This window comes from Hydrogenophaga intermedia, from assembly GCF_000723405.1.
GTDB lineage: Bacteria > Pseudomonadota > Gammaproteobacteria > Burkholderiales > Burkholderiaceae_C > Hydrogenophaga > Hydrogenophaga intermedia.
The window spans coordinates 38,900-63,335 of record NZ_CCAE010000010.1 but is presented as its reverse complement, the minus strand read 5'-3'; the positions used below and the strand labels follow the sequence as shown (position 1 = coordinate 63,335).

Genomic DNA, 24,436 nt, shown 5'->3' with positions numbered 1-24,436 from the left:
ATGGCACGACGCGGCCGCTACAGCGGTTTGGTGGACGCCCTCAAGGGTTTCTCGTTCGGCTACGACACCGGGCAGCGCTTCCAGAAAGACCGCGAGATCCGCGAAATCTCCGAGGCCAAGCCCGAGGAGTCCGTCGGCTTCACGCAAGAGCAGGGCGACGAGTTGCGCGCGGCCGCCGAGAGCGGCCAGTACGACATTGCCTACGACGAATCGAAGAAGGGCTACACCGTCACCCCGAAGGCCGACCCGTCGCAGACCGGTGTCATCGCGCAGCAGGGTGTCACCGACTTCCTGGGCAAGCGCACCGCTGGCAGCATGGACGGTGCCGGGCAGAACAAGGCCCGGATGCTGGCCATGGCCGGCGTGCTCAAGAAGCACGGCGACCTGCGCGGCGGCATCGAAGTCGAGAACCAGGTCACGAACCAGGAGCGCGATGACCAGCGCTTCGCGCGCGAGCAGAAGCAGTGGGAACGCGAGGACAAGCAGGCTGCGCTCGACGACGAGCTGCGCGGCATCGAGGCCTCGGTGGGCGAGTGGACGCAGAAGCGCCTGACCAACCCGGACGGCACCGCGCGCGAAATGACGCCCGACGACCACCTCGAGCTGGGCCAGTACCACGCTGGGCAGCTCATGAAGGCCGGCCGCGTGAAGGAAGCCACGGCCATGGCCAAGCAGAACCAGGAAATGGCCCTGGGCAAGATCCAGCGCGAGACGGCCGAGCGCAATGCCGAGCTGGACAAGGTGCAGGCCGCCATCGTCTCGGGCGACCTGGAGGCCGCGGGCCGCTTCTACGACAAGTACGTGCCCGATGGCGCGCGGGTGAGCGGCGTGACGGTCGACCCCAAGACGGGCGTGATCTCGATCGAGCGCACCGACGATGACGGCAACCCGCTGCCCAAGGCCTCGTTCAAGAACCGCGACGAGCTGATGGCCGGCCTGAACATCGTGCGCGACCCGCAGGCCCTGTTCAACTTCTCGCAGAACGAGTTTCGCAACAACCTGCTGCTGCGCCAGGACAATCGCGCCGCGGCCGCCGAAGGCCGCGCTGCGGCGTCCGCGCAGCGTGAGGTGGACGACCGGACCGCCAAGCAGAAGGCGGCCGTGGCGCTGCACCAGCAGCGCAACCCGAAGGCCACGCCCGCGGACCTGGAGGCGGTGCGCACCGGGGTGATCGACGCGGTACCTAAGACCGACACGAACGCGCCGGCGGAGGTGAAGCTCGCGCAGGCTTACGTTACCGCAGGCATGGCGAAGGACATGGCCGAGGGCTTGAAGCTGGCGGCCACGACCAAGGGCGACAGTCCCGAGAAGGTGCGCCAGGAGATCTACACCAAGGCGCTCACGGCGAACTTCGGCGACGCGACGCGCGCGCAGGAAGCGACCGAGCAGGCCATGACCTACCTGTTCCCCGAGAAGAAGGACGACAAGCCCTCGGGCGGCGCAGGCGCGGCGCCGAAGAAGGGCGACGAGCGCGTGGTGCAGGCCGGGCCCAACAAGGGCAAGAAGGCCGTGTTCGACGGCTCCGGCTGGGTGCTCAAGTAGCCGGCGTGGCAAGCATGGCAAGGTCTTGCGGGTTGAAACGCAGGGCCGCGCGATGTCCACCAAGTACCTCACCGACGACGAAGTTTTCGGCACCGGCGGCCAGCCAAACTACCTGGATCCCGCCGAGGTCTTCGGCGAAGAGCCGCCCGAGCCCACGAAGAAGGAACGCACCTTCGGCGAGAAAGCCGCCGACATGGCGCGCACCGTCGGCGCCGCCGGCGTCTCGGCCCTGGGCGCCATCCCCACCGCTGCGGGCCGCGCGATCGAGGAGGGCGGGCAAAAGCTGTTCGGCCTCACGATGGATGAGGCCCGGCGCATGGCCGAGGCCGATGGCACGCCGGACCGGGCCCTTGAGTACTACGAGAAGGCCAACCGCCTGAACCCGGTGGCGGCCGCTGGCCGCGTCATCGAGGCAGGCGGGCGCAAGGTCATGGACGTGGCGCAGGGCCTGCGCGACGCGCGCTCGGACGAGGCCAAGCAGGCGATCCAGGACTCCACGCCGACCGGCGACATCACGAGTCCCAGCACCTGGCAGGGCCCGAAGGATCCGAGCGTCGAGGGCGTGCTGGGCGTCGGCGCCGAAGGCGTGGGCTCCGTGGTGCCTTCGGTGGCCACCGCGATCGCCACGCGCGGGCGCAGCGCGGAGACGCAGATGCGCGCCGGCGGCGCCTCGGTCGCCGCGCAGGTGGGCGGCGCCGCCATGGACGAGGCCGGCGACTACTTGGGTTCGTTCGACGACCAGGCGCTGGCCCAGGCCTCGCCCGTCTTCCGCAACCTCGTCGAGAAGGGCTACAAGCCCGAGCAGGCGCGCACGCTGGTGCTGCGCGACGCCGAAAACCGGGCCGCCGCGTTTGCCGCACCTGCAGGCCTGGCCGGCGGCAAAGCCACCGCCGCGCTGCTGGGCAAGTGGGGCGAGCGCGTCGCCGCCGGCGCCATCACCCCGGTGCGCGCCGCCGTGCTGGCCGCGCTGGGCGCCACTGAGGAGGGCCTGCAGGAGGTCGCCGAGGGCGTGGCCACCCGGGCCGGCATCAACGACGCGGCGGGCACGGATCGCTCGATCACCGAGGGCACGCTCGAGGAATTCACCATGGGCGCCATGGGCGGCGGGCCTGTGGCCGGCGGGCGCGCCGTGCTCGACGGAGCCGCGCGACGCCTGGCCAGCCCCCCAGGGGCGCCGCCCGCCCCTGACAATCCGGATGCGGATGAAGGAGATCCGGATACGGTTTCACGTGAAACCCAGCCCCGCCCGCAGCCGCCCCTGGCGCCCGGCGGTGAGGCGGTGGGTACCGCAGACACGGACGAGGCCGCGCGCGCGCTGCGCACGCCGGTGAGCACCGGCCCGCTGGAGCGCGCCGACGAGATCGACCAGGAGCTGGCGCGCATCCGCTCGCGCGAGGCCGAGCTGGCGCCGGACAACGGCTACGGCCCGGCCTTTGATGGTGAGCGGGCCGAGCTGGCCCAGCAGGCGCAGGCGCTGGCCGCTGAGCGCGAGCAGGTCGCCCAGTTCTGGCCCAAGCTGGAGGCGGGCGCGCCGGCGTCGTTCTCCACCGAGGCGGGTGTGCGCCTGGATGGCCAGTACGCCCTCGTCGAGGCCGACGACCTGGTGACCTCCCACAACGAGAACTTGCGGCCCGACCCGCGCTTTCCGGGCGAGCTGCAGCCGCGCGACCGCACGCGCCAGGCCTCGGAGCTGCAGGTGTCGGGCATCGTGCAGCGCCTGGACCCGGCGCGCCTGGGCGTCTCGGCCGACGCCGCCACCGGTGCGCCCATCATCGGCAAGGACGGCCTCGTGGAGTCGGGCAATGCCCGGACGATCGCCCTCAAGCGCGTCTACCAGGCCAACGGCCAGAAGGCCGAGGACTACAAGGCCTTCCTGCGCGAGAACGCTGGCCAGTTCGGCTTGGCGCCAGAGGCGATCGACGGCATGCGCCGGCCCGTGCTGGTGCGCGTGCGCTCCACCCCGGTGAACCGCGCTGAGTTCGCGCGCCAGGCCAACCAGGCCACGATCCAGCGCATGGCGCCGTCCGAGCAGGCGCTGGCCGACGCGAAGCGCCTGACCTCCCTCGAAGGGCTGGAGCCCGACGACAACGGCGACTTCGACACGAGCTACGACTTCATCCGCCAGTTCATGGCCACGCTGCCGGTGACCGAGCAGAGCGGCATGCTGGAGAGCGACGGCCGGCTGTCCACCGAGGGCTACCGGCGCATGCAAAACGCGGTGCTGGCCCGCGCCTACGGCGACTCGCCCACCTTGCGGCGCATGACCGAGGCCCGCGAGGACAACCTGCGCAACATCAGCAAGGCGCTGCTGCGCGTGGCGCCGCGCGTCGCCGAGGCGCGCGAGCGCATCGACGCCGGCACGCTCAACGACGCCGACCTCACCGGCGACCTGCTGGCGGCCGTGGAGGGCCTGGGCGCGCTGCGCGAGCGCGGCTGGTCGGTTGACGACGAGCTGGGCCAGGCCGATCTGACCGGGCCCAAGTACTCGCCAGAGTCGGCCGCGCTGCTGCGCTTCCTGGCGGACAACCTGCGCGCGCCGCGGCGCATCGCCGAGTTTGTGCAGCGCTACTACGAGGCCCTGGAGCAGGCGGGCGACCCCAGCCAGGGCACCATGTTCGATGACGGCGCGCCGGCGCCCACGCGCGCCGAGCTGCTGCAGCGCGCACAAGGAGAACCAGATGGCAACGATCCTGCCGCCCCCGGACAAGGAGGCGATCGCCAAGGTGCGGGCGCTGCTCGTGAAGGCGGAGAGCAACGAGCGGCTGCGCCGGGCGATCAAGGCGGCGATCAAGGCGCTGGGCCTGCCCGAGCCGATGCCGGTGGAGGACAGCAGGGCGCTCAGGAAGGCGAAGCCGAATGGGTGATGTACCCACCCGAGTCGGGCACGCTGGGCATTCCCCGCGCGCAGATGCCGCAGGTGAAGAAGCGCGACCGCGCGGCCCTGGTGCAGTTCCTGGAAGCGCGCGGCATCAGCTACGAGATCCAGGACGACACCGACCCCAACACGCTCAAGCCCACGCAGGCTGAGTACCAGCCGAGCAAGGCGCACTCGTTCGCGCAGAGCGGTGACAAGGAGCGCTCGGTGCTCGTGTCGCGCGAGGGCCACGTGCTCGATGGTCACCACCAGTGGATGGGCGCGCAGGAGGCTGGCGACACCATCCGCGTGATCCGCTTCGACGCGCCGATCGAGGAGCTGCTGGAGGCGACGTTCGAGTTCCCCAGCGTGCAGCGCAGCGAAGGCGCACCTGGCGTGGCCGAGGTAGCCTTGATCGACGGCCGACCGTATGACCCCGAGCGCGACAACTTCCAGCCGCCACCGCTCGCCGAGGTGCTGCCCGCCGATGTGCTGCAGCGCGCCGACGCCTACGTGGAGCGCTTCTACAAGGCCGCGAAGCCATACCCGATGACGCCCGATGAGCGCGCGGTGGGCGAGCGGCTGCTCGCGCCGCGGCTGGAGTTGGCCCGGGTCGCAAAGGTCGAGTTCGACCAGAAGGTGATCGACCTGGCGGAGCGCGTTGGCGCCCTCGGCCAGATCCTCGGGAACATCAAGTCGACCGCGCGCGCGGTCGAGAAGATGCACCAGGAAGCGAAAGCCCAGGGCCGGCCAATGCGCGCTGAGGACGTGAAAGACCTGCTTCGCGCCACTCTTGTCGTTGATCAGTATCCGGATGCCGACGCGGTCGTCGATGCGGTCGAGCGCGAGTTCGTTGTGTTGCGGACCAAGGATCGGCGCGATGAACAGGCTCGCTCGGCTCAGGATGGCTACGCCGATGTGCTGATGCAAATCGAGTTGCCCAGCGGCATCACTGCAGAAATTCAGATCAACGTGCCGTCGATGCTGGCCGCCAAGGGCGGCCAGGGGCACAAGCTCTACGAGGCCGCGCGCGTGTTGCCCGAGGGCGACCCCAACAAGTCAAACATCGCGGGAGCGATGCGGGATCTCTACGCTGCGGCCTTCGATGCCGCCGCTTTGCGTGCGAAGAACTCTCGCGACTTGGCGGCGGTGGAAACGAAGCCGGACTCAGACATGTTGAAGCCTGAGCGCGGGCCTTCCGGCTCCATGCCTGGCAGTGCGATGAGCGAGTCGCCGTCGTCCGACGCCTTGAACCAGGTGCCGTCGGGGAAGCGCACGAACTCGTCGCCTGAGAAGTCGCCGACGAATCGGCAGTCTGCAGGGAAGGATTCAGGGAACTTCATTGATGAACCTCGCGATGACATTTTAAGCGATCCATCCGGAAACGGATACACCGCTGAGGTGGAGCAACCACAGGGTACCCGTTTGTCGCGCGGCGCGGGCGCCGGCGGCGTGGATGCTGGCGGTGGCATGGACTTCGACCAGCTCAAGGCGCTGGCCGAGCGCATCAAGGCTGGCATGCCCAACATGCCCAACGTGCGCGTGCTGCCCGACCCCAGCAAGGCGCCCAAGGCGCTGCGCGAGTACATCGTCCGTCAAGACGCCTGGGACGATGTCGAAGGCGCGATGCACGACGGCGAGCTGTACCTGTTCGCCTCTGGCCTGAGCGACCCGCTGCGCGCCGAGCACGTGCTGGCCGAACACGAGGCCGCGCACTACGGCCTGCGGGGCATCCTGGGCGACAAGCTGCGGGTGGCCATGAATGTGATCTATGCGGAGAACGGCACCGTGCGCCGCGCGGCCAACAAGCTGCGCGCCACCTCTCGCCTCACCGTGGCCGAGGCCGTCGAGGAGGTCATCGTGGACATGCCCACGCGCGAGTTGGCGCGGCTGCAGGGCTGGCGCCGCCTGGTGGGCCTGGTGCGCGACACGCTGGCTGCGCGCGGCTTCGAGCGCATGGCCGATCGCCTCACCGGCTGGCTGCACGGCACGCTGAGCGATCAGCAGCGCGCCGACCTGATGGTGGCGGAGCTGGTGCGCGGCGCGCGCGAGTTCGTGGCCGGCAAGCGCCCGGGCGAGCGCACGATCGCCGCCGCCACGCGGCTGTCGTCGACGCTGGCCGAAGACATCGAGCGCCAGGAGAAGTGGCTCACCACCGAGGCCCGAGCCCGCGGTTACAAGGATGTCGACGACCTGGTGGACCAGAACTACCCGCTCTTCGAGCGCCTGGCCGAACTCTGGCGCGAGCGCAACCCGGCCGACACGCTGCTGTCGCGCCGCAAGGGCCTCGCTGAGCGCGTTGAGGACATCCTGGGCAAGCCGGCCGCCACGATGAAGCCGCTGGACGCCATGGCGCGCGCCGCCACGCGCTACAGCGGCCTGGAACGCCTGACCAGCGCCGTCTATGACCGCGCGGCCTACCTCCTGGACCGCTACACCCCCGAGCAGGTCAAGGCGGGCGTCGTCGCCGACTACGGCGTGCCGCAGACCGTGATCGACCAGCGCGTGATGCTGCAGGGCCGCCAGCGCGTGCAACTGCGCAAGGCCGGCAAACTCGTGGACAAGCTCGCCACGCTCACGCGCGAGGAGTCGCGTGTCGCCTACGAGTGGATGAACATGGATGGCTCCGATCCCAAGGCCTACCTGTCCAAGATGGACGGCCTGCCCGAGGAGTCGGTCGAGGTGCTGCTGGAGGTGCAGAAGCTGGTCGACGACCTGTCGAAAGAGGCGGTGCGCCTGGGCCAGTTGACGCCCGAGGCCTTCGAGCGCAACCGCTTTGCCTACCTGCGGCGCAGCTACGCCAAGCACGTGGTGGAAATGACCGCTGGCGAGAAGGCGAAGCGCGCGCGCGTGATCTCCATCCTGGGCGAGCAGTACCGCGGGCGCGGGCTCACCGAGGCGGCCGACATGGACAAGCTCAAGGCGGCGGCGCCCGAGTGGTGGGGCCGCAAGCTCAAGGCCGGCAAGGCCGACACCGCGCTCAAGGGCGAGAAGTTCATCCGCCTGGAGCGGCGCGAGACGAAGGGCGCCGGCGTGGGCCTGCTGCCGGGCATCGAGCGCGACACCAGCGCGGGCAAGCTGCGCGAGGTCGCCTACTGGCCGGCCGACGAGAAGCTGCCGCCGCAGCTCAAGGACTGGCAGCAGGCCGGCACCTTCGAGGTGCGCGACGTGAAGGGCCCCAAGGCCATCCTCTGGCGCGACTTCACGAAGGACGAGCGCGAGCGCATGGGCGAGGTGGATGAAGCCCGCTTCGCGATCGCCAAAACCTTGCACGCCATGATCCACGACGTGGAGGTGGGGCGGTACCTGGAGTGGATGTCCACCAACCAGGCGAAGAAGGAGGGCGAAGAGATCCCGGGCGCGGTGGTGGAGGCCTCCGAGCGCATGCGCGACACCTTCAAGCCCGGCGAGTGGGTGCGCGTGCCCGACACGAAGATCGCCGGCACCAGCGTGCTCAAGTACGGCAAGCTGGCTGGGCGCTACCTACCGGGCCCGGTGTGGAACGACATCCGCCAGGTGGTGGGTGGCCAGTTCAAGCCCTTCGGCGAGACGTACAGCAAGATCCTGTCGCTGTGGAAGACCTCGAAGACGGCGCTCTCGCCGGCGGTGCACATGAACAACGTGATGAGCAACTTCATCATGGCGGATTGGCACGGGGTCACCGCGGGGCACGTGGCCAAGTCGCTGCGCATCCTGATGGGCGCCAGCCAGCGCAAGGGCCAGGGCTTGCTGGGCAAGGCCGGCAACCTGGCCGCGCGCGGCGGCATCGCTGACCACGAGGCGGCGCGCGAGATCCTGGCGCGCTACGAGGACTCGGGCGGCGACATCGGCTCCTGGGTGACGAACGAGATTGCCCGCGACCAGCTCGAGCCCCTGCTGCAATCGCTGGAGAAGGAGCTGCAGCAGACGGCGGGCGCCTCGCACCAGGCGCAGACCGGCGTGTTCGCGGCCCTGCAGCACATGCTCATGCTGCGCTTCCCCAGCGCCTGGGAGGCCTTCAAGCCCACGGTGCCGGGCAAGGTGCTGGCCACCGAGGCGAACAATCTGATCGAGCTCTACCAGCACGAGGACGATGTCTTCCGCTTGGCGGCCTGGCTGCGGGCCAAAGAGGAGGGCGCCAGCGACATCGAGGCCGGCCGCGCCGCCCGCAAGTCCTTCCTCGACTACAGCATCAACGCGCCGTGGATCCAGGCCATGCGCCAGTCGGCTTGGCCGTTCATCAGCTTCACCTACCGCGCCGTGCCCATGCTGGCCGAGATCGCCGGCAAGAAGCCGCACAAGCTGCTGAAACTGATGATGGTGCTGGGCGGCCTGAACGCGCTGGGCTCCATGCTCGCCGGCGGCGACGATGATGACGACGAGCGCGCGCGCAAGCTGCTGCCCGAGGAGAAGGCCGGCAAGATTTGGGGCATCGTGCCCAAGCTCATCCGCATGCCGTGGAACGACGAGCATGGCTCGCCGGTGTACCTGGACATCCGCCGCTTCATTCCGGTGGGCGACGTGTTCGACGTGGGCGCCGGCCAGGCCGCCATCCCGGTGCTGCCCGGCCTGATGCCCGGCGGGCCGCTGGTGCTGGCCGGCGAGGTGATGCTCAACAAGTCGGCCTTCACGGGCAAGTCGATCTCGCAGGATACCGACACCGCGGCCCAGCAGGCCGCGAAGGTGGCCGACCACCTTTACAAGGCCTTCGCGCCGAACATCGTGGTGCTGCCCAACACCTACGCCTGGGAGGGCGTCGAGGGCTCGCTCACGGGGCGCACCGATGCCTTCGGCCGGGAAATGTCCACCACCCAGGCCCTGCTCAGTTCGGTGGGCGTGAAGCTGGGCAGCTACCCGGCCGACGTGCTGCGCCGCAACCTGGTGGCCAAGACCAAGGCCCAGGAAGCGGAGATCGACAAGAACATCACGCAGCTCAAGCGCCAACTCCAGACGAACCGCGTGAGCCGCGAGGAGTTCGACGAGGCGGTGCAGGTCGAGCGCGAGAAGAAGGCCAAGCTGCTGCGCGAAATGGCCGAGAAGCTGCGCTGATTCACGCTGCCGAGGGAAAACCCGGGCCGTGGGCGCCGGGGTGGGCCGTGTAGGCTGTCGCCCCGTTGCAACTACGTCACAGGGGGATCCATGCGAATCGTCGCCACCGCCGTGCTGCTGGGCGCGCTCAGCGCCTGCGCCATGCCCACCACCCAGGATGTCGAAGCCCGCTGGAAGGGCCAGCGCATCGAGCAGGCCGTCGCGGTGCTGGGCCCGCCGCAGGCCACCACGCCGCTGCCCGGCGGGGTCACGGTCTACACGTGGGAAAAGACCTATGGCTCGGCCAATGCCATCAAGCGCTCCACGTGCCGCACGGGATTGCACGCCAATCAGGAGGGGGTGATCGTGGCGGCGTCGCAGCTTTCGGAGTCGCTGCTCTGCGGCAAGTAGCCGGACAAATTGCGGAAATGACCCCTGATAGCGGAAATCGGGGGCAAAAGAAAAGGCCCTGCGCTCGCGCGTAGGGCCTTGATTCATATAGGAATCTATTGGCTCCCCGACCTGGACTCGAACCAGGGACCTGCGGATTAACAGTCCGTCGCTCTACCGACTGAGCTATCAGGGAACAGCCTCAAATTATAGCGTCGTTTTGAGGCGGTTCTGGCCGCATGCGAAGAAACTCAGAAATCGGTCTCCAGCGCCACGCGCAGTGTGCGCGACGCCCCAGGGAACAGGTAGATGTGTTCGTATTGGAACGGCGACTCCTGGAAGTAGCGGCGATCGAACAGGTTGTGGACGCCGATGGTCCAGCTGGCGGCGCGGCCCTGCAGGCGCGTGTCGTAGCGCAGCGTGGCGTCCACGCGCGTCCACGAGGGCAGCGTGAGCGAGTTGTCGGGCACGATGGCGCGGCGGCCTTCGTGCGAGACGTGGGCGCCGAGGCGCAGGCCGGGCACCGACTCGATGGCGCGCACGATATTGGCGCGCAGCACCCAGCGAGGCACGTTGGTCACGCGCCGGCCATTGAGGGCCGGGTTCAACGTGGAGCCCTGGCGCTTGGCGTCGAGCCACGTCACGCTGGCGTCGTAGCGCCAGAGGCCTGCGGTGCGGCCGCCGCCCAGTTCCAGGCCGCGGTGGCGCGCCTCGCCGTCGATGACGCGGGTGCAGGAGCCCGGCGTGCCGTCGTCGCAACCTGCGGGGTCGTTGAGGCGGTCGCCGGAGACGGGGCGCGCGATGTCGAAGACCGTGATCTGCCAGCGAGATCGGCCATCGTCGGACTTCAGGCCGACCTCCCATTGCTCGCTCTTGAGCGTGGGCAGGGCCTGGTTGGCGTTGCTGTAGCGCGCGCGGCCGGCGGCCACTTCCGACTCCACGCCTTCGCCCCAGCTCGCGTAGGCGGTGCGTGCCGCGTCGATCTTGTAGGCCAGCGCGAGCCAGGGCGTGGTGAAGTTCTGCGTGTGGTCGGTGGCGCGGCTGCCGTCGGTTCGAACGCTCTGGCGGTCCAGCCGCGTGTGGCGCAGGCCGATCCAGGTCTGCAGCGCGGGCGTCCACTGGATCACGTCGGTGGCGAAGAGCTCGGTGCTGCGCTCGGTGCGGTTGACGAAGGGATCGGTGAAGTCTGGCAGCGGCGCGAAGGCGGGCAGTGTGAACAGATTGCCCGTGCCCACAGGGGCGTTGTTGTCGGCCTGCGGCTGTCCACGCAGCGTGAAGCGGTTGAACAGCACGCCGGTACTGAGCTTGTGACCCACGGAGCCGGTGTCGAACTGGCCGTTCAGGCGCCATTGCACGGCGGTGCTGCGGCGCTCTTCGCCGAGGCTGCGGAAGTCGTAGAGGTCGAAGCCGCCGTCAGGGCAATAGCGGTCGGCGTAGTAGGTGCTGCTGCCGGCGTCCCAGCAGCCGTAGGGGTAGGCGAGGAAGTCGTTGGTGTCCAGCGACTGCCAACCGGCCTGTGCCTGCCAGTTCCAGCGCTCGTTGATGGCCTGGGTGAAGCGCAGGCTGCCGCTGAAGTTGCGGAAGTCGGTGGGCTGGCTCCAGGGCTGGGTGTTGATGTTGAGGCTCGCGTCGGCCGGGGGCAGGCTGTCGCCCAGCAGGCTCAAGCCTGGCACGGTGGCCTGACGGCGGCGCGAGAGTTCGAACTCGGCCTCGAGCAGGCTGTCGCGCGAGAGGCGCGCGTCCATGGCCAGGGCGAGCAGACCACGCCAACCCTCGGTGCCGGGCGCTTCGGTGTTCAGGCGCTCGCCCAGCACGTTGAGTCGGTAGCCCAGGTCGCCATCGGCCAGGCGATTGCTCAGGTCCAGGTGGGCGAGGGCGTTGCCTTCGCTGTTGACCTCGGTGCGCGCGCGGCGCAGCGGCGTGGCTGTGGGGCGCTTCACCACGGCATTGAACAGACCGCCGGGCGCGCTGGTGCCCGCCTGGATGCCGCTGGTGCCTTTGAGCAGTTCCACGCGCTCCAGGTGGTCGATCGGCAGGCTGGTCTCGGCGCTGATGGGCAGGCCCTCGCGGCGGTAGTTGTAGCTGTGATCGAGCACGAAGCCGCGCACGCTGGCGTAGTCGTAGTAGCCAACGGCGTTGTAGGCGTCGCTTACCGACGAGTCGAGCCGGTAAAGGTCGCGAAGGCCGCGCGCGCCGGTTTCGGCGATGGTGTCGCTGCCGATGAGGATGGCGCTGAGCGGGGCGCTGGACAGGGGCTGGTCGACGAAGCCGGAGACCTCGCCCGAGGCCGTGGCGGCGCCACTGCGCACGGTCACTGCCGGCAGGGTGGCGGGGTCGGACTGCGCCTGAGCCGTTGCCGCGGCGAACAGGGCCGTGAGCGAGGCCGCCAAGGCCAGCGGACGGAGCAGGAAACGAAGCGGTGGTGCCATGTGCGGTGTCCCAAGGACGGTTCATGGCAGGGGGCCGAGCCGCTGCGTCCTGGGCCGCGCGTGGTGGCGGTGGTCGCTGTGCTCATGCTTCCCTGCGCGAGGATTACCTCAATCAGGTTCGAAGGGACTCTCTCAGTCGCGACCGGAGCCGGTCGCAACACCCCTAGCGGATGCGTTCGGAACGCGGGCGGATTGTAGGTCAGCGCGGCGCCACGCCAAGCAACTGATGCAGGCGCGGGCTGGTGGTGGTGTATTGCAGCGGCACGCGCTGGTCGGGGCGCAGGCGCGCGGCGGCGGCGAAGGCGGCCAGCGTGGCCTCATGGAAGCCGCAGAGGATGAGCTTCTTCTTGCCGGGGTAGGTGTTGATGTCGCCGACCGCGTACAGGCCGGCCTCGCTGGCTTCGAAGCCGTCGGTGTTCACCACCAGTTGCTTGCGGTCCATGGCCAGACCCCAGTCGGCAATGGGCCCCAGGCGCGGCGACAGGCCCAGGGCCACCACGAGTTGGTCCAGCGCAAGCGCCTGAGTCTCGCCCTGCGGGTCAAGCACCTGCAGGGCTTGCAGCCGGTTACCAGCGCTGACAAGGCCCACGGGCTGACCCACCACCAGCCGCGCGCGGCCGCGGGCGATGGTGTCCTGCACGCGTGCCAGGGCGGCGCCGTCGTCGGACTGCAGCACCTCACGTCGATGCAGCAGGCTCAGGCGATCGGGCGGGGCGGGGCTGTCCAGCAGGCGCAGCGCCCAGTCGATCGCGAGTTCGTCGCCCCCGTGCACCACCACGTGCTGGCCGCTCCAGTCTCTGTCCGTGGCAAAGCGATGGTGTACCTGTTCGCCTTCGAAGGCCTCGATGCCGTCGAGCTTGAGTCGTTTGGGCTGGAAGGCCCCCACGCCCGCGGCGATGAACACCAGGCGCGCGAGAAACCGCTGGCCGGCGGTGGTCTGCACGGCCCAGCGGCCATCCTCTTCGCGCGCAAGCGCGCTCACCGACTGGCCAAGGTGCAGCGTGGGCGCGAAGGGCTTGACCTGCAGCAGCAGGCGATCGACCAGTTCCCGGCCGCTGCACACGGGCAGGCCGGGGATGTCGTAGATGGGTTTGTCGGGGTAAAGCTCGGCGGGCTGGCCGCCGGCGTGCGGCAGGGCGTCGACCACGTGCGCCCGGACGTCTTGCAGGCCGAGCTGGAACACCTGCCACAGCCCCACGGGGCCAGCGCCGATGACCAGCGCGTCGGTCTCGATCGGCGCGGCGACGCTCATTCGCTCAGCGGATCAGCTCGTCGAGCTTGCCGGTCTTGTCTTTCCACTCTTCGGCATCGGGCAGCGCGGCCTTGCGTTTGGTGATGCTCTTCCACGTGGGCAGCTTGGCCAGCTCGGCGTTGATCTCCGTCATGTGGAGTTGGTCCTTGGGCAGGTCTTCCTCGGCGTAGATCGCGCTCACCGGGCATTCGGGGATGCAGACGGCGCAGTCGATGCACTCGTCCGGGTCGATGGTGAGGAAGTTGGGGCCTTCGCGGAAGCAGTCCACGGGACATACATCGACGCAGTCGGTGTATTTGCAGCGGATGCAGGCTTCGGTGACGACGTGGGTCATGGTGGCGGGATCGGACAGACGGAAAGCAGCGATTTTACGGCGCCGCGCACGTCCGACCGGGCTTGCCCTTGGTGGCTTCCCGGTCGGCGCTTGTGGGGTTATTCAGCGCACGAGCACGGCGCCAGCCGTACGGTGGCTGGCGGTGTCCACCAGCACCAGCGCACCCAGCGAGCGCGACTCGGCAAAGGAGCGGGTGGCCAGGGGCTCCTGCAGGGCGAGTTCGACGTGGCCGATGGCGTTGGGCGGCAGTTCGCCGGCGTCGTGCTCGGCCAGGGTGTGGATGTCGAGCTGATGCACGATGCGCTTGACCTTCGCCTTGACCCAGCGGTGGCCGTGCAAGGCCCAGTACACGCGGCCGGGCACCAGGGTCTCGTCGTCGAGCCAGGCCACCGTGGCGCTGATCTCCCGGCTCGCCTCGAGCGAGGCGCCGGCCGCGTCCACGGCCAGCAGCCAGTCGCCCCGCGACACATCGAGTTCGCGGTCGAGCACGATGCCCGCGCTGTGGCCGGCGGACACCTCGCCCGCCTGGCGCACGTGGTTCAGCACCTGCGCCACCACAGCGGTCTGGCCGTTGGGCGCCACGCGCACGGTCTGGCCCGGGCGCACCTGCCCGGCAGCCACACGACCCCAGAACACGCGCCGGCCCTGAGATGTGTCGGACGAGGAGGAGAACTTTTCCACCCACTGCACCGGAAACGCCAGCGGCAATCCGGTTTCAGGCCCGGTTACCGGCAGGTGCTCAAGAATTTCCAACAGCGTGGGGCCGTGGTAGCCGCACCAGCCGTCCTGCTCGGCCGCGTCGACCACGTTCCAGCCCTTGAGCGCCGAGACCGGCACCACGGCGGTGACGGCGATGCCGGCCTGTTGCGCGAAGGCCTTCAGCGCCGATCCGATGTGGGCGAAGGCGGTGGCGCCGTCGTCCACGGCGTCGAGCTTGTTGACCGCGAACACCACCGAGGGCACACGCAGCAGCTTGACCAGCAGGCTGTGGCGGCGCGTTTGCGGCAGCAGGCTCAGCGCGGGGTTGCGCCAGTCGAGCTTGGTGGCGTCCACCAGCACCACGGCGGCGTCGGCGCTGCTGGCGGCGGTGACCATGTTGCGGGTGTACTGCTCGTGGCCCGGGGCGTCGCCGATGATGAACTTGCGCGCTTCGGTGCTGAAGTAGCGGTAGGCCACGTCGATGGTGATGCCCTGCTCGCGCTCGGCCGACAGGCCATCGGTGAGCAGGGCGAGGTCGGTCTGGCCCTGGCGCTGCACGCCGGCCAGGTGGTCTTGCAGCACGGCCTTGCTGTCGACCAGCAGGCGGCCGATGAGGGTGCTCTTGCCGTCGTCGACGCTGCCGCAGGTGATGAGGCGCAGCGCGGCGTGGGTGTCTTGCGTGGTGGCGGTGCTCATCAGAAGTACCCGTCCTTCTTTCGTTTTTCCATCGAGGCTTCGCTGGTCTTGTCGTCCATGCGCGTGGCGCCGCGCTCGCTGACCTCGGCGGCCAGTGTCTCGATCACGATCTGCTGCGGCGTGGCCGCCGTGCTTTCCACCGGGCAGGTGCAGGTGATATCGCCCACGGTGCGAAAGCGCACGTCGCGCACCTGCACCTGTTCACCGTCGCGCGGCGGAGTGAGTCCGGTCACGGGCACCAGCAGGCCGCGGCGGTCCACCACCTCGCGTTGGTGCGTGTAGTAGATGGAGGGCAGGTCGATGTTCTCGCGCGCGATGTACTGCCAGACGTCGAGCTCCGTCCAGTTGCTGATGGGGAACACCCGGAAGTGCTCACCCTGTTGCAGCCGGGTGTTGAACAGGGTCCAGAGTTCGGGGCGCTGGGCCTTGGGTTGCCACTGACCGAAGCCGTCGCGGTGCGAAAAGATGCGCTCCTTGGCGCGCGCCTTCTCTTCGTCGCGCCGTGCGCCGCCAATGAGCGCGTCGAAGCGGAATTCCTCGATCGCCTCCAGCAGCGTGACCGACTGGTGCACGTTGCGGCTCTCGCCCGGGTGCGCCAGACGCACGGTGCCGCGCGCCATGGAGTCTTCCACGCTGCGCACGATCAACTCGGCGCCGAGTTCCTTTGCGCGCTGGTCGCGGAAGTCGGTCACCTCGGGAAAGTTGTGGCCGGTGTCGATCATCAGCAGCGGGTAGGGGATGCGGCCCGCGCCGAAGGCCTTCTCGGCGCACTTGAGCATCACCAGCGAGTCCTTGCCGCCTGAGAACAGCAAAGCGGGGCGCTCGAAGGCGCCAGCCACCTCGCGCAGGACGAAGATGGTTTCCTCTTCCAGCGCATCGAGGTGGGCGTTGCTGAGCTGGTGGCCGTTGTCGTGCGCCAGCGCGGCTTCGATCACGGCGGGTTCGGGGCGGGCGTTCATGCGGGGGTCCGATCGAGAGACGAGACGGCGGGCTGCACGTGCAGTCCGCATTCCTTGGCGCTTTCCTGCTCCCACCACCAGCGGCCGGAGCGGAAGTCCTCGCCCACGCTGATGGCGCGGGTGCAGGGCTCGCAGCCGATGCTGGGGAAGAAGCGGTCGTGCAGTTCGTTGTAGTCGAGGCCGTGCAGCGCGATGAAATGCCACACGTCGCCCCAGGTCCAGTCCACCAGCGGGCTGATCTTCACGCGCGCGGGTTCCTGCACCACCTCGGCCACGTCGGCGCGCGCGTTCGATTGCTCGCGCCGCAGGCCGGTGATCCAGCCGTCGTGGTCGGCCAGGGCGCGCGCCAGCGGCTCCATCTTGCGGATGTCGCAGCAGCCCTTGCGCAGTTCGAGGCTGCGGTACATGGCGTCATCGCCGTTGTGGCGCACGAAATGGACCACCGATTCGTGCTTCGGACGGAACACGCGCACGCTGGTGGAATAGCGCTGCTCGATCTTCGGGATCATCGCGAGCGTTTCGGCGTGCAGCTTGCCGGTTTCCAGTACGAAGACCGAGGCCTCGATGCCGGCCAGGTGGATCAGGTGCGTGACCACCATGTCCTCGGCGCCCAGGCTGGAGGCCTGGGTGAGGCGCGGGTGCGCGGCGGCCTGCTCGCGCAGTAGGGCGGTGGCGCGCTCGACCTTGGCGTCGAAGTCGGGCGAGGGGCGGTCGTAGAGGTCGATGGCGCTCATGGTCATGGCCTCAGGCGTTGGCAAAGCGCGGGCGCGTGTGCACCGCGTCGCCCTGGTAGAAGCCGCTGTAGTGCGCCAGCAGGCGCTCGGCGTGCGCGAGGTCCTGGTCGTCCTTCAACACGGCCTGCGTGAAGCCGCTGCGCTGCATCTGCAGCACCTGGTCGATCAGGACGTCGCCGGTGGCGCGGATCTCGCCCGTGTAGCCCAGGCGGCGGCGCAGCAGGAAGGCTTGGCTGAAGGCGCGGCCGTCGCTGAACTTGGGGAATCGCAGCTCGACCACGCGCACGCCGGCCAGATCGGCCTCGCGCGGGTCGTCGGTGTTGGCGATCACAAGGCGTTCGGCCTCGGCTTCGGGGGCGCTGAACGTGTCGGCGCGGAACAGTTGGATGCTCATCGTCGGCTCCTCGGTCAGGCGGTGGCGGCGTCGCTGGCGGTGTGCGGCCGGGCGGTCGTGCTGCGCACGGCGTTGGCGGCGAGCTTGAACGGGTCGATACCGACACGGCGCAGTGTGCGGACGAAGGGCTCGCCCGATTCGCGCTGCTCGCGGTAGGTGGCGAGCAGGGCCTCGATGACCTCGGGCACCTCGTTGGCGGCGAAGGACGGGCCGATCACCTTGCCCGGTGTGGCCTCGCCCGACAGGCGTTTTCCGTCGGAGCCGCCCAGCGTGACCTGGTACCACTCCTGGCCGTCCTTGTCGACGCCGAGGATGCCGATGTGCCCGCTGTGGTGGTGGCCGCAGCTGTTGATGCAGCCGCTCATGTGCAGGTCGATCTCGCCGAGGTCGTGCAGCTCGTCGAGGTCGGTGTAGCGCGACAGCACGGCCTGTGCGATGGGCAGCGAGCGCGCGTTGGCGAGGTCGCAGAAGTCGCCGCCGGGGCAGGCGATCATGTCGGTGAGCAGGCCGATGTTGGGCCGGGCCAGGCCCAGGCGGCGCGCCTCGCGCCACAGCTCGGGCAACTGGTCGCAGCGCACCCAGGGCAGCAGCAGGTTCTGCGTGTGCGTGACGCGCGCCTCGCCGCCAGAGAAGCGGTCGGCCAGATCGGCCGCGCGCTCCAGTTGTTCGGCCGTGGCGTCGCCGGGCGCCTGGCCAACGCGCTTGAAGGACAGCGTGACGGCGCGCAGGTCGGGGTTCTTGTGCGGGGCCACGTTGCGCGTGAGCCAGCGGCTGAACTCCAGGTCGTCCTCGGCCGCCGCCTTGAGGATGTGCGCGATCTTGGCGTCAGCGCTTTTGCGGTCGCAGGCGAGTTCGGGCGGCGCGAAGAAGGCGCTCACGCGGTCCAGTTCAGCCTGGGTGATGGTGTGCGGCGCGCCGTCGATCTCGATGATGTCGCGGTACTCGGCCTCGACCTGGTCGGTGAAGGCCTGGCCTTCGGCTTTCACGATGATCTTGATGCGCGCCTTGTACATGTTGTCGCGCCGGCCGAAGCGGTTGTAGGCGCGCACCACCGCTTCCAGGTAGTTGAGCATCTGGTCCCAGGGGAGGAACTCGCGCAGCACCGCGCCGATGAGGGGCGTGCGGCCCATGCCGCCGCCCACGCGCACCTGGAAGCCGAGTTCGCCGTCGACGTTTCGCAGCAGGCGCAGGCCGACGTCGTGCCAGGGGGTGGCGGCGCGGTCTTCGCGGGCGCCGGTGACGGCCACCTTGAACTTGCGCGGCAGGAAGGCGAACTCGTGGTGCAGGGTGCTCCACTGGCGCAGGATCTCGGCGAAGGGCCGCGGGTCGGCCACCTCGTCCACCGCGATGCCGGCGAGTGAGTCGGTGGTGGTGTTGCGGATGCAGTTGCCGCTGGTCTGGATGCCGTGCAGGCCCACGCTGGCCAGCAACTCCATCACGTCGGCCGAGCGGGCCAGCGGGATCCAGTTGAACTGCACATTGGTGCGGGTGGTGAAGTGCGCGGTGCGGTCGGGCAGGCTGGGCACGTCGGACAGTGCCGCATTGGCCTTGGAGATGTCGTTGTCTTCCTTGTGGTCGAACTCGCGCGCCACCTTGGCCAGAACGCGCAACTGGGCGCTGTTGATCTCGCCATAGGGCACGGCCACGCGCAGCATGGGCGCGAAGCGCTGGATGTACCAGCCGTTCTGCAGGCGCAGGGGCTTGAAGGCGTCGTCGGAGAGGGTGCCGGCTTGCCAGCGCTCCAGCTGGTCGCGGTACTGGGCGGCGCGCTGTTGCACGAATTGGCGGTCGAAGGCGTCGTGGCGGTACATGGAGTGGGCCGAGGGACCGCTTCGAGGCGGTCGGCAAGGTCGTGGGGATGACCGGCACTGTAAAAAGCCTTCCTTATTCGACGAACTACATTTTTTTCATGCCGCTATATCGATCCGAAATAAGGAAATGTGTGCAGGCTATGGACGGCGCGATTACCACAGGTAGACCGAAGTAACATCCCCCAATATGAGGGGCATTGACGTCCGCGTTCAAGTCATCGGGTTTTCCGACGTGGAACGCCATGCCCTGAACACCGTTTTCCGGCTCTCGCGTGAGCGCGAGGTGTCCTACGGCCCCTGGCGATCGGCCTCGGGCATGCTGGAAGAGGTGCCCCCCGTGCTGCTGGTGGACGGGGACTGCGCCGAGGCCGTGCTGGTGCAGGCGCGCGAGCCCCGCGCCGGGCAACGCCTGATCTGGGTGGGAGAGCACGCCCCCGAACATGCCTGGCGGGTGGTGGCGCGGCCTATCGCCTGGGCCGGTCTGCTGCACGACCTGGACGCCTCCTTCGCCGCCACCCAGAGCGATTCCGGCTTCCTGGACCTGGATGTGTCGCGGCCAGCGCCTCTGGACATGGATCTGGGTGAATTTCCTTCGGCGGAGGTGCGCCGGGCGCTGGTCGTGGGCATCGCCGAGCACGAATCGGGCTACCTGCGCGAGCGGCTCACGCACGCGGCGGTGTCTTTCATCGACGAAGCCCCCAGCACCGAACGCGCAGCCGAGTGCATGGCCCAGCACCACTACCTTTGCGGGGTGTTCAACCTCGACGACCACCACATTGACGCGTGGGGCCTGATGCAGCTCTTTCGCGAGCGCTACCCCCAGGCCATGACCCTGGCCACCACCGAGCACGCGGGGCCGTTCGCGGGCTGGTGGCACCGGCGGCGCGTGCGGGTGCACACCAAGCGGCTCGGCATTTCGGGCCTGCTGGCGCGGCCTCTGCAGCCGCCCGCCATTTCGCGTTACCTCGAAATGCTCTGATTCAGGGCCCGCGGCGCGCGCGCCGCCAGGCAAAGCGCGCCGGGTCGACCGCGGCGCGCAGGTCGGCGTCCAGCGGCGGTGTTTCCCCGTCCATCTCGGCGGCCAGCCACTGGCCGCAGGCCGCCGCCAGCGACAAGCCCCGCGAGCCCAGCGCGCTCAGCAGCCACAGGCCCGGCAATCGCGGAAGCGCCGCCGCCGTGCGCTGGCGCGTGGTCCAGGACAGCGGGTCGGGCGCGGCGCCCACCAGCGGGAGGCGGTCCATGGAGGCGCAGCGCACGCCCGCCCAGCCCAGCAGGCGGCCGTCGGCCAACAAGCTCTCCAGCCGGTCGGCGGCGGCGGGCACCAGGGTGCGCAGCCGGGCCGCATTGTCGCGGTGCGCCGCGTCGGTCGGTGTGGTGTCGGTCTGGCCGCGCGCGTAGGTCGACCCCATGGCCCAGATCACGGTCGGCCAGTGCGGCGCGAGCCCGCTGTCGCGGTATTCGGGCACGAACACGCCGTCGTCGCGCTGCGGGCGCTCAGCCAGGGGCGCGCAGTCCAACGCACCCAGGCTCATCTGGCCCATCACCGGTCCCAGCGGCCAGGGGGCGCCGGCTTCAGGCGCCAGGGTGCGGGTGCCCAGCGCAGCGGCCACCACGGCGTGCGGCGCGGTGGCGATGGGCTCGCCCCGGGCGTCCAATGCCTGCCACTGGCCCTGGTGTCGTGACAGGGACGCCACGGGCGCGTTCCAACGGGTGTCCAAACGCGCGCCCGCTTCGGTCAGCCAGGCCTGCACCAGCGCACCTGGGCGCACCAGTGCGGCGGCCTGCCGGCCCTGGGCGTGCGCGCCTCGGTTGTCCACGTCCACCGGCTGCCAGCCCGCGCCCTCGGGCACCAGCCGCTCCAGCTCGGCCCGGGTGACGGGTACCCCCAGCGCCGTGAGGCGCGACATCGGCGTGGGCTGGCGCGTGAGGTGCGGGCTCAGCACGCCCACCGGCAAGGCCGAGGCCGCGCGGGCCGGGCCTTCGGCGGCGTCCAGCAGTGTGACCTGCCAGCCGCGCCGGCACAGCGCGGCCGTGACCGCCGCGCCCGCGAGACCGGCGCCGATCACCAGCGCGTGGTGGGGCTCGTCGGGCGGCATACAGAAAGCACGAGGCCCGCGCGTGGCGGGCCTGCGGGTGCTGGAGATCGGGGCATCAGGACGCGCTGGGCGGCACGTAGCCCGCGGCCTGGTCGGCGCCTTCACCGAAGAAGTGCTTCTCCATCTGGCGCGCCAGGTACTGGCGGGCGCGCGCATCGGCCATGTTCAGGCGGTTCTCGTTGAGCAGCATGGTCTGCTGCTTGAGCCAGGCGGCCCAGGCCTCCTTGCTTACGTTTTCGTAGATCTTCTTGCCCAGCTCGCCCGGGTAGGGCGGGAAATCCAGGCCTTCGGCTTCCTTGCCGAGCTTGATGCATTGAACCATTCGTGCCATCGGTGAATCCTTGTCGTGGGCCCCTCGTTATGCGAGGGAGTTATATCGGATGGAATAAACGATTCGTTCGCTTTCACGCGGCGCTGCGGCAAGATGCGCGCCGCGGACACGGGCCATCGCGAGGCCCGCACTGTAGCAATCTTTGATCGGCCTCAATGTCGTCAGGGTCGGCCCAAACCGCCGCTACCGCGCCACTTTCTACAATAACAGCCCGTCTTTCTCCCGGGATCATCTTTCATCATGAGTGCATTCAACGAAGAGCGCGTGCTGAGCGTTCACCACTGGACGGACCGCCTCTTCAGCTTCACCACCACGCGCGACACCTCGCTGCGCTTCTCCAACGGCCACTTCACCATGATTGGCCTGCGGGTGGACGGCAAGCCGCTGCTGCGCGCCTACAGCATCGTCAGCCCCAACTGGGCCGAGCACCTGGAATTCCTCAGCATCAAGGTGCAGGACGGCCCGCTCACCTCGCGCCTGCAGCACATCCAGCCGGGCGACTCCATCGTCGTCGGCCGCAAGCCCACCGGCACCCTGCTCATCGACTACCTGCTGCCCGCCAAGCGCCTGTACCTGCTGGGCACCGGCACCGGCCTTGCGCCGTTCATGAGCATCATCCGTGATCCCGAGACCTACGAGCGCTACGAGCAGGTAGTGCTCATCCACGGCGTGCGCCAGGTCAAGGAGCTGGCCTACCGCGAACTCATCACCGAGCAGCTCAAGCAGGACGAATTCCTGGGCGACATGGTCAAGCAGAAGCTGCTGTATTACCCCACGGTCACGCGCGAGCCCTTCATGCACCAGGGGCGCATCCCGCAGTTGCTGGCCGACGGCATCGTCGCCAAGGACCTGGGCATTCCGCCACTCAACCCCGCCGAGGACCGCGTGATGATCTGCGGCAGCCCCGAAATGCTGCGCGATCTGAAGGCCCTGTGCGAAAAGCTGGGCTTCAAGGAAGGCAACACCACCACGCCCGGTGACTTCGTCATCGAACGCGCCTTCGTGAGCTGAGCGCGGCATGGACGCCCTGCTTGCGCTGCCCGGCCAGCGCCCCCGACTGGTGCTCGCCCTCGTCGCCGCCGTCAGCGTGGCCATGCTGGCCTTCGGCATGTACCTGCAGCACGTGCAAGGGCTGGAGCCTTGCCCCATGTGCATCGTGCAGCGATACGCGCTGATCCTGGTGGCGGTGCTGGCGGGGCTGGCGGCCTGCCTGCGCGCACCCCTGGTGCGCGCGGTGGGCGTGTCGGCCATGGGCCTGTTCGCACTCTTCGGCGCCTTCACTGCCGCTCGCCAGAGCTGGCTGCAGTGGAACCCGCCCGAGATCATGTCCTGCGGGCGAGACTTCTTCGGAATGATCGAGGCCTTTCCGCTGGGCCGCGCCATTCCCATGATCTTTCGCGGCAGCGGCGACTGCTCCAAGATCGACTGGACCTTCCTGGGCCTGACGATCGCGAACTGGTCCTTCCTGTGGTTCGCGGCCTTCGCGCTGCTGGCCGCGTGGCTGTTGCTGGCGCGCCGCCGCGCCGCCTGATCAGCTCAGTTTTTTCACCAGCACCTGGCTGCGCCGGTCCCAGTTGTACTTGCGCTTGCGGGCCTCGGGCAGCCAGTCGGCGCTGACCTGCGCGAAGCCGCGCTTGATGAACCAGTGCATGGTGCGCGTGGTGAGCACGAAGATGCTCTGCAGTCCCTGGGCGCGGGCGCGCGCCTCGATGCGCTTGAGCAGGCGCTCGCCATCGCCCTGGCTTTGTGATTGCGCCGACACCGTGAGCGCGGCCATCTCGCCCGTGCGCTCCTCGGGGTAGGGGTAGAGCGCGGCGCAGCCGAAGATGACGCCGTCGTGCTCGATGATGGTGTAGAGCCCGGCGTCGCGCTCGATCTCGTTGCGGTCGCGCTTGACCAAGGTGCCGTCTTTTTCGTACGGCTCGATCAGCGCCACGATGCCCGCGACGTCGTCGATCGAGGCCTCGCGCACGCTCTCGAGCTTTTCGTCCACCACCATGGTGCCGATGCCGTCGTGCGTGTAGATCTCCAGCAGCAGCGAGCCGTCCACCGCGAAGGGCACCATGTGGCTGCGTTCCACGCCGCCTTCGCAGGCGCGGATGCAGTGCTGCAGGTAGAAGGCGGTGTCGGTCGGGCGCTCGGGCTTGGGTAGGCTGGCCAGCAGGCGCTTGGCGTCGGCCAGGGGCAGCTCGGTGTCGATCTCGCTGTCGGGATCGTTGGCGTCCACGCGAATGCCGGGGATCTCGGTCAGGAAGACCAGCTTGTCGGCCTGCAGGGCCACGGCGATGGAGGTGGCCACGTCTTCCATGGTGAGGTTGAAGGCCTCTCCGGTGGGCGAGAAGCCGAAGGGCGAGAGCAGCACCATGGCACCCATGTCCAGCGAGCGCTGGATGCCATCGGTGTCCACCTTGCGCACCAGGCCCGAGTGCAGGAAGTCCACGCCGTCGATCAGGCCCACCGGCCGCGCGGTAATGAAGTTGCCCGAGATCATGCGCACCGTGGCGCCGGCCATGGGGGTGTTGGGCAGGCCCTGGCTGAAGGCGGCCTCGATCTCGTAGCGCAACTGGCCGGCGGCCTCCTGCGCGCAGTCCAGCGCCACCTCGTCGGTGATGCGCACGCCGTGCGAGTACTTCGCCTCATGGCCCTTCAGGCGCAGTTGCTCGTTCACCTGCGGCCGAAAGCCGTGCACCAGCACGATCTTCACGCCCATGCTCTGGATGAGGGCCAGGTCCTGCGCGATGTTCTGCAGCTTGCCCGCGGCGATGGCCTCACCGGCGATGCCCACCACCAAAGTATTGCCTCGGTGCTTGTGGATGTACGGAGCGACCGAACGGAACCACGGGACGAAGGTGAAGTTGAAGACGTTGGACATCAGGGCTGGGTGGGCTGCAAGGGGCGTGGGGGCACG

The 24,436-nt window shown here is 69.0% G+C and carries 17 protein-coding genes, 1 tRNA gene and 1 riboswitch; of the genes, 6 read left to right on the top strand and 12 right to left on the bottom strand.

Annotated features, from left to right (window positions below; all coding sequences use genetic code 11):
• From BN948_RS08610 to BN948_RS08600, 3 genes are all read left to right on the top strand, one after another.
• Positions 1-1,542 (top strand): hypothetical protein, encoded by a 1,542-nt coding sequence (locus BN948_RS08610; RefSeq protein ID WP_035621169.1) that lies wholly within the window; start codon positions 1-3, stop codon positions 1,540-1,542.
• Positions 1,543-1,594: 52 nt separating this feature from the next.
• Positions 1,595-9,424 carry a hypothetical protein gene (locus BN948_RS08605; protein ID WP_035621168.1) on the top strand — a complete coding sequence of 2,610 codons (7,830 nt, stop codon included), beginning with the start codon at positions 1,595-1,597 and terminating at the stop codon, positions 9,422-9,424.
• Between the two features lie 90 nt (positions 9,425-9,514).
• On the top strand, positions 9,515-9,814 hold the full coding sequence (locus BN948_RS08600; RefSeq protein ID WP_035621166.1) for a hypothetical protein: 300 nt from the start codon (positions 9,515-9,517) through the stop codon (positions 9,812-9,814).
• Between the two features lie 99 nt (positions 9,815-9,913).
• Here the strand turns inward: BN948_RS08600 and BN948_RS08595 are convergent.
• The 9 genes from BN948_RS08595 to BN948_RS08555 all read right to left on the bottom strand — a co-directional run bounded on the left by BN948_RS08595 (position 9,914) and on the right by BN948_RS08555 (position 19,101).
• Positions 9,914-9,989 (bottom strand) — tRNA-Asn (locus tag BN948_RS08595).
• A gap of 55 nt (positions 9,990-10,044) precedes the next feature.
• Positions 10,045-12,222 carry a TonB-dependent siderophore receptor gene (locus BN948_RS08590; RefSeq protein WP_009516321.1) on the bottom strand — a complete coding sequence of 726 codons (2,178 nt, stop codon included), beginning with the start codon at positions 12,220-12,222 and terminating at the stop codon, positions 10,045-10,047.
• Positions 12,223-12,294: 72 nt separating this feature from the next.
• Positions 12,295-12,397, bottom strand: a riboswitch (TPP riboswitch).
• Positions 12,398-12,421: 24 nt separating this feature from the next.
• Positions 12,422-13,474 (bottom strand): NAD(P)/FAD-dependent oxidoreductase, encoded by a 1,053-nt coding sequence (locus BN948_RS08585; RefSeq protein ID WP_009519169.1) that lies wholly within the window; start codon positions 13,472-13,474, stop codon positions 12,422-12,424.
• Positions 13,475-13,478: 4 nt separating this feature from the next.
• Positions 13,479-13,808 (bottom strand): ferredoxin FdxA, encoded by a 330-nt coding sequence (gene fdxA, locus BN948_RS08580; protein WP_009519168.1) that lies wholly within the window; start codon positions 13,806-13,808, stop codon positions 13,479-13,481.
• 102 nt (positions 13,809-13,910) lie between these two features.
• Positions 13,911-15,203 (bottom strand): sulfate adenylyltransferase subunit 1, encoded by a 1,293-nt coding sequence (locus tag BN948_RS08575; protein ID WP_009519167.1) that lies wholly within the window; start codon positions 15,201-15,203, stop codon positions 13,911-13,913.
• Complete coding sequence (cysD, locus tag BN948_RS08570; protein WP_009519166.1) at positions 15,203-16,162, bottom strand: sulfate adenylyltransferase subunit CysD; 960 nt, start codon at positions 16,160-16,162, stop codon at positions 15,203-15,205. The genes BN948_RS08575 and cysD overlap by 1 nt, the downstream gene beginning before the upstream one ends.
• Positions 16,159-16,896: a phosphoadenylyl-sulfate reductase gene (locus BN948_RS08565; protein WP_009519165.1), complete on the bottom strand. Its 738-nt coding sequence runs from the start codon at positions 16,894-16,896 to the stop codon at positions 16,159-16,161. The genes cysD and BN948_RS08565 overlap by 4 nt, the downstream gene beginning before the upstream one ends.
• A gap of 10 nt (positions 16,897-16,906) precedes the next feature.
• The gene (locus BN948_RS08560; RefSeq protein WP_009519164.1) at positions 16,907-17,290 is read right to left on the bottom strand and encodes a DUF934 domain-containing protein; all 384 of its coding nucleotides are present in this window, start codon (positions 17,288-17,290) and stop codon (positions 16,907-16,909) included.
• 14 nt (positions 17,291-17,304) lie between these two features.
• Positions 17,305-19,101 carry a nitrite/sulfite reductase gene (locus BN948_RS08555; RefSeq protein ID WP_009519163.1) on the bottom strand — a complete coding sequence of 599 codons (1,797 nt, stop codon included), beginning with the start codon at positions 19,099-19,101 and terminating at the stop codon, positions 17,305-17,307.
• 232 nt (positions 19,102-19,333) lie between these two features.
• On the opposite strand from BN948_RS08555, the gene BN948_RS25565 reads away from it, so the two are divergent.
• On the top strand, positions 19,334-20,080 hold the full coding sequence (locus BN948_RS25565) for a hypothetical protein (protein WP_050980686.1): 747 nt from the start codon (positions 19,334-19,336) through the stop codon (positions 20,078-20,080).
• Between the two features lies 1 nt (position 20,081).
• Here BN948_RS25565 and BN948_RS08545 read toward each other — a convergent pair whose 3' ends face one another.
• Together BN948_RS08545 and BN948_RS08540 are read right to left on the bottom strand one after the other, a co-directional pair.
• Positions 20,082-21,197, bottom strand: a complete 1,116-nt coding sequence (locus BN948_RS08545; RefSeq protein ID WP_009519161.1) for an FAD-dependent oxidoreductase — start codon at positions 21,195-21,197, stop codon at positions 20,082-20,084.
• Positions 21,198-21,252: 55 nt separating this feature from the next.
• Positions 21,253-21,528: an oxidative damage protection protein gene (locus BN948_RS08540; protein ID WP_009519160.1), complete on the bottom strand. Its 276-nt coding sequence runs from the start codon at positions 21,526-21,528 to the stop codon at positions 21,253-21,255.
• Positions 21,529-21,768: 240 nt separating this feature from the next.
• On the opposite strand from BN948_RS08540, the gene BN948_RS08535 reads away from it, so the two are divergent.
• Both BN948_RS08535 and BN948_RS08530 read left to right on the top strand, forming a co-directional pair.
• The gene (locus BN948_RS08535) at positions 21,769-22,539 is read left to right on the top strand and encodes a ferredoxin--NADP reductase (protein ID WP_009519159.1); all 771 of its coding nucleotides are present in this window, start codon (positions 21,769-21,771) and stop codon (positions 22,537-22,539) included.
• Positions 22,540-22,546: 7 nt separating this feature from the next.
• Positions 22,547-23,059 carry a disulfide bond formation protein B gene (locus tag BN948_RS08530; protein ID WP_009519158.1) on the top strand — a complete coding sequence of 171 codons (513 nt, stop codon included), beginning with the start codon at positions 22,547-22,549 and terminating at the stop codon, positions 23,057-23,059.
• On the opposite strand, the gene argA is transcribed toward BN948_RS08530, so the two are convergent.
• Positions 23,060-24,400, bottom strand: a complete 1,341-nt coding sequence (gene argA, locus BN948_RS08525; RefSeq protein WP_009519157.1) for an amino-acid N-acetyltransferase — start codon at positions 24,398-24,400, stop codon at positions 23,060-23,062.
• Positions 24,401-24,436: the final 36 nt, after the last annotated feature.

What these genes read in the sequence shown, in the direction of transcription:
- BN948_RS08560 (WP_009519164.1), bottom strand. Translation starts at nt 17,290, where the DNA reads ATGAGCATCCAACTGTTCCGCGCCGACACGTTCAGCGCCCCCGAAGCC.
- argA (WP_009519157.1), bottom strand. Translation starts at nt 24,400, where the DNA reads ATGTCCAACGTCTTCAACTTCACCTTCGTCCCGTGGTTCCGTTCGGTC.
- BN948_RS08565 (WP_009519165.1), bottom strand. Translation starts at nt 16,896, where the DNA reads ATGAGCGCCATCGACCTCTACGACCGCCCCTCGCCCGACTTCGACGCC.
- BN948_RS08590 (WP_009516321.1), bottom strand. Translation starts at nt 12,222, where the DNA reads ATGGCACCACCGCTTCGTTTCCTGCTCCGTCCGCTGGCCTTGGCGGCC.
- BN948_RS08540 (WP_009519160.1), bottom strand. Translation starts at nt 21,528, where the DNA reads ATGGCACGAATGGTTCAATGCATCAAGCTCGGCAAGGAAGCCGAAGGC.
- BN948_RS08535 (WP_009519159.1), top strand. Translation starts at nt 21,769, where the DNA reads ATGAGTGCATTCAACGAAGAGCGCGTGCTGAGCGTTCACCACTGGACG.
- BN948_RS08545 (WP_009519161.1), bottom strand. Translation starts at nt 21,197, where the DNA reads ATGCCGCCCGACGAGCCCCACCACGCGCTGGTGATCGGCGCCGGTCTC.
- BN948_RS08530 (WP_009519158.1), top strand. Translation starts at nt 22,547, where the DNA reads ATGGACGCCCTGCTTGCGCTGCCCGGCCAGCGCCCCCGACTGGTGCTC.
- BN948_RS08575 (WP_009519167.1), bottom strand. Translation starts at nt 15,203, where the DNA reads ATGAGCACCGCCACCACGCAAGACACCCACGCCGCGCTGCGCCTCATC.
- BN948_RS08555 (WP_009519163.1), bottom strand. Translation starts at nt 19,101, where the DNA reads ATGTACCGCCACGACGCCTTCGACCGCCAATTCGTGCAACAGCGCGCC.
- cysD (WP_009519166.1), bottom strand. Translation starts at nt 16,162, where the DNA reads ATGAACGCCCGCCCCGAACCCGCCGTGATCGAAGCCGCGCTGGCGCAC.
- BN948_RS08600 (WP_035621166.1), top strand. Translation starts at nt 9,515, where the DNA reads ATGCGAATCGTCGCCACCGCCGTGCTGCTGGGCGCGCTCAGCGCCTGC.
- BN948_RS08610 (WP_035621169.1), top strand. Translation starts at nt 1, where the DNA reads ATGGCACGACGCGGCCGCTACAGCGGTTTGGTGGACGCCCTCAAGGGT.
- BN948_RS08585 (WP_009519169.1), bottom strand. Translation starts at nt 13,474, where the DNA reads ATGAGCGTCGCCGCGCCGATCGAGACCGACGCGCTGGTCATCGGCGCT.
- BN948_RS08605 (WP_035621168.1), top strand. Translation starts at nt 1,595, where the DNA reads ATGTCCACCAAGTACCTCACCGACGACGAAGTTTTCGGCACCGGCGGC.
- fdxA (WP_009519168.1), bottom strand. Translation starts at nt 13,808, where the DNA reads ATGACCCACGTCGTCACCGAAGCCTGCATCCGCTGCAAATACACCGAC.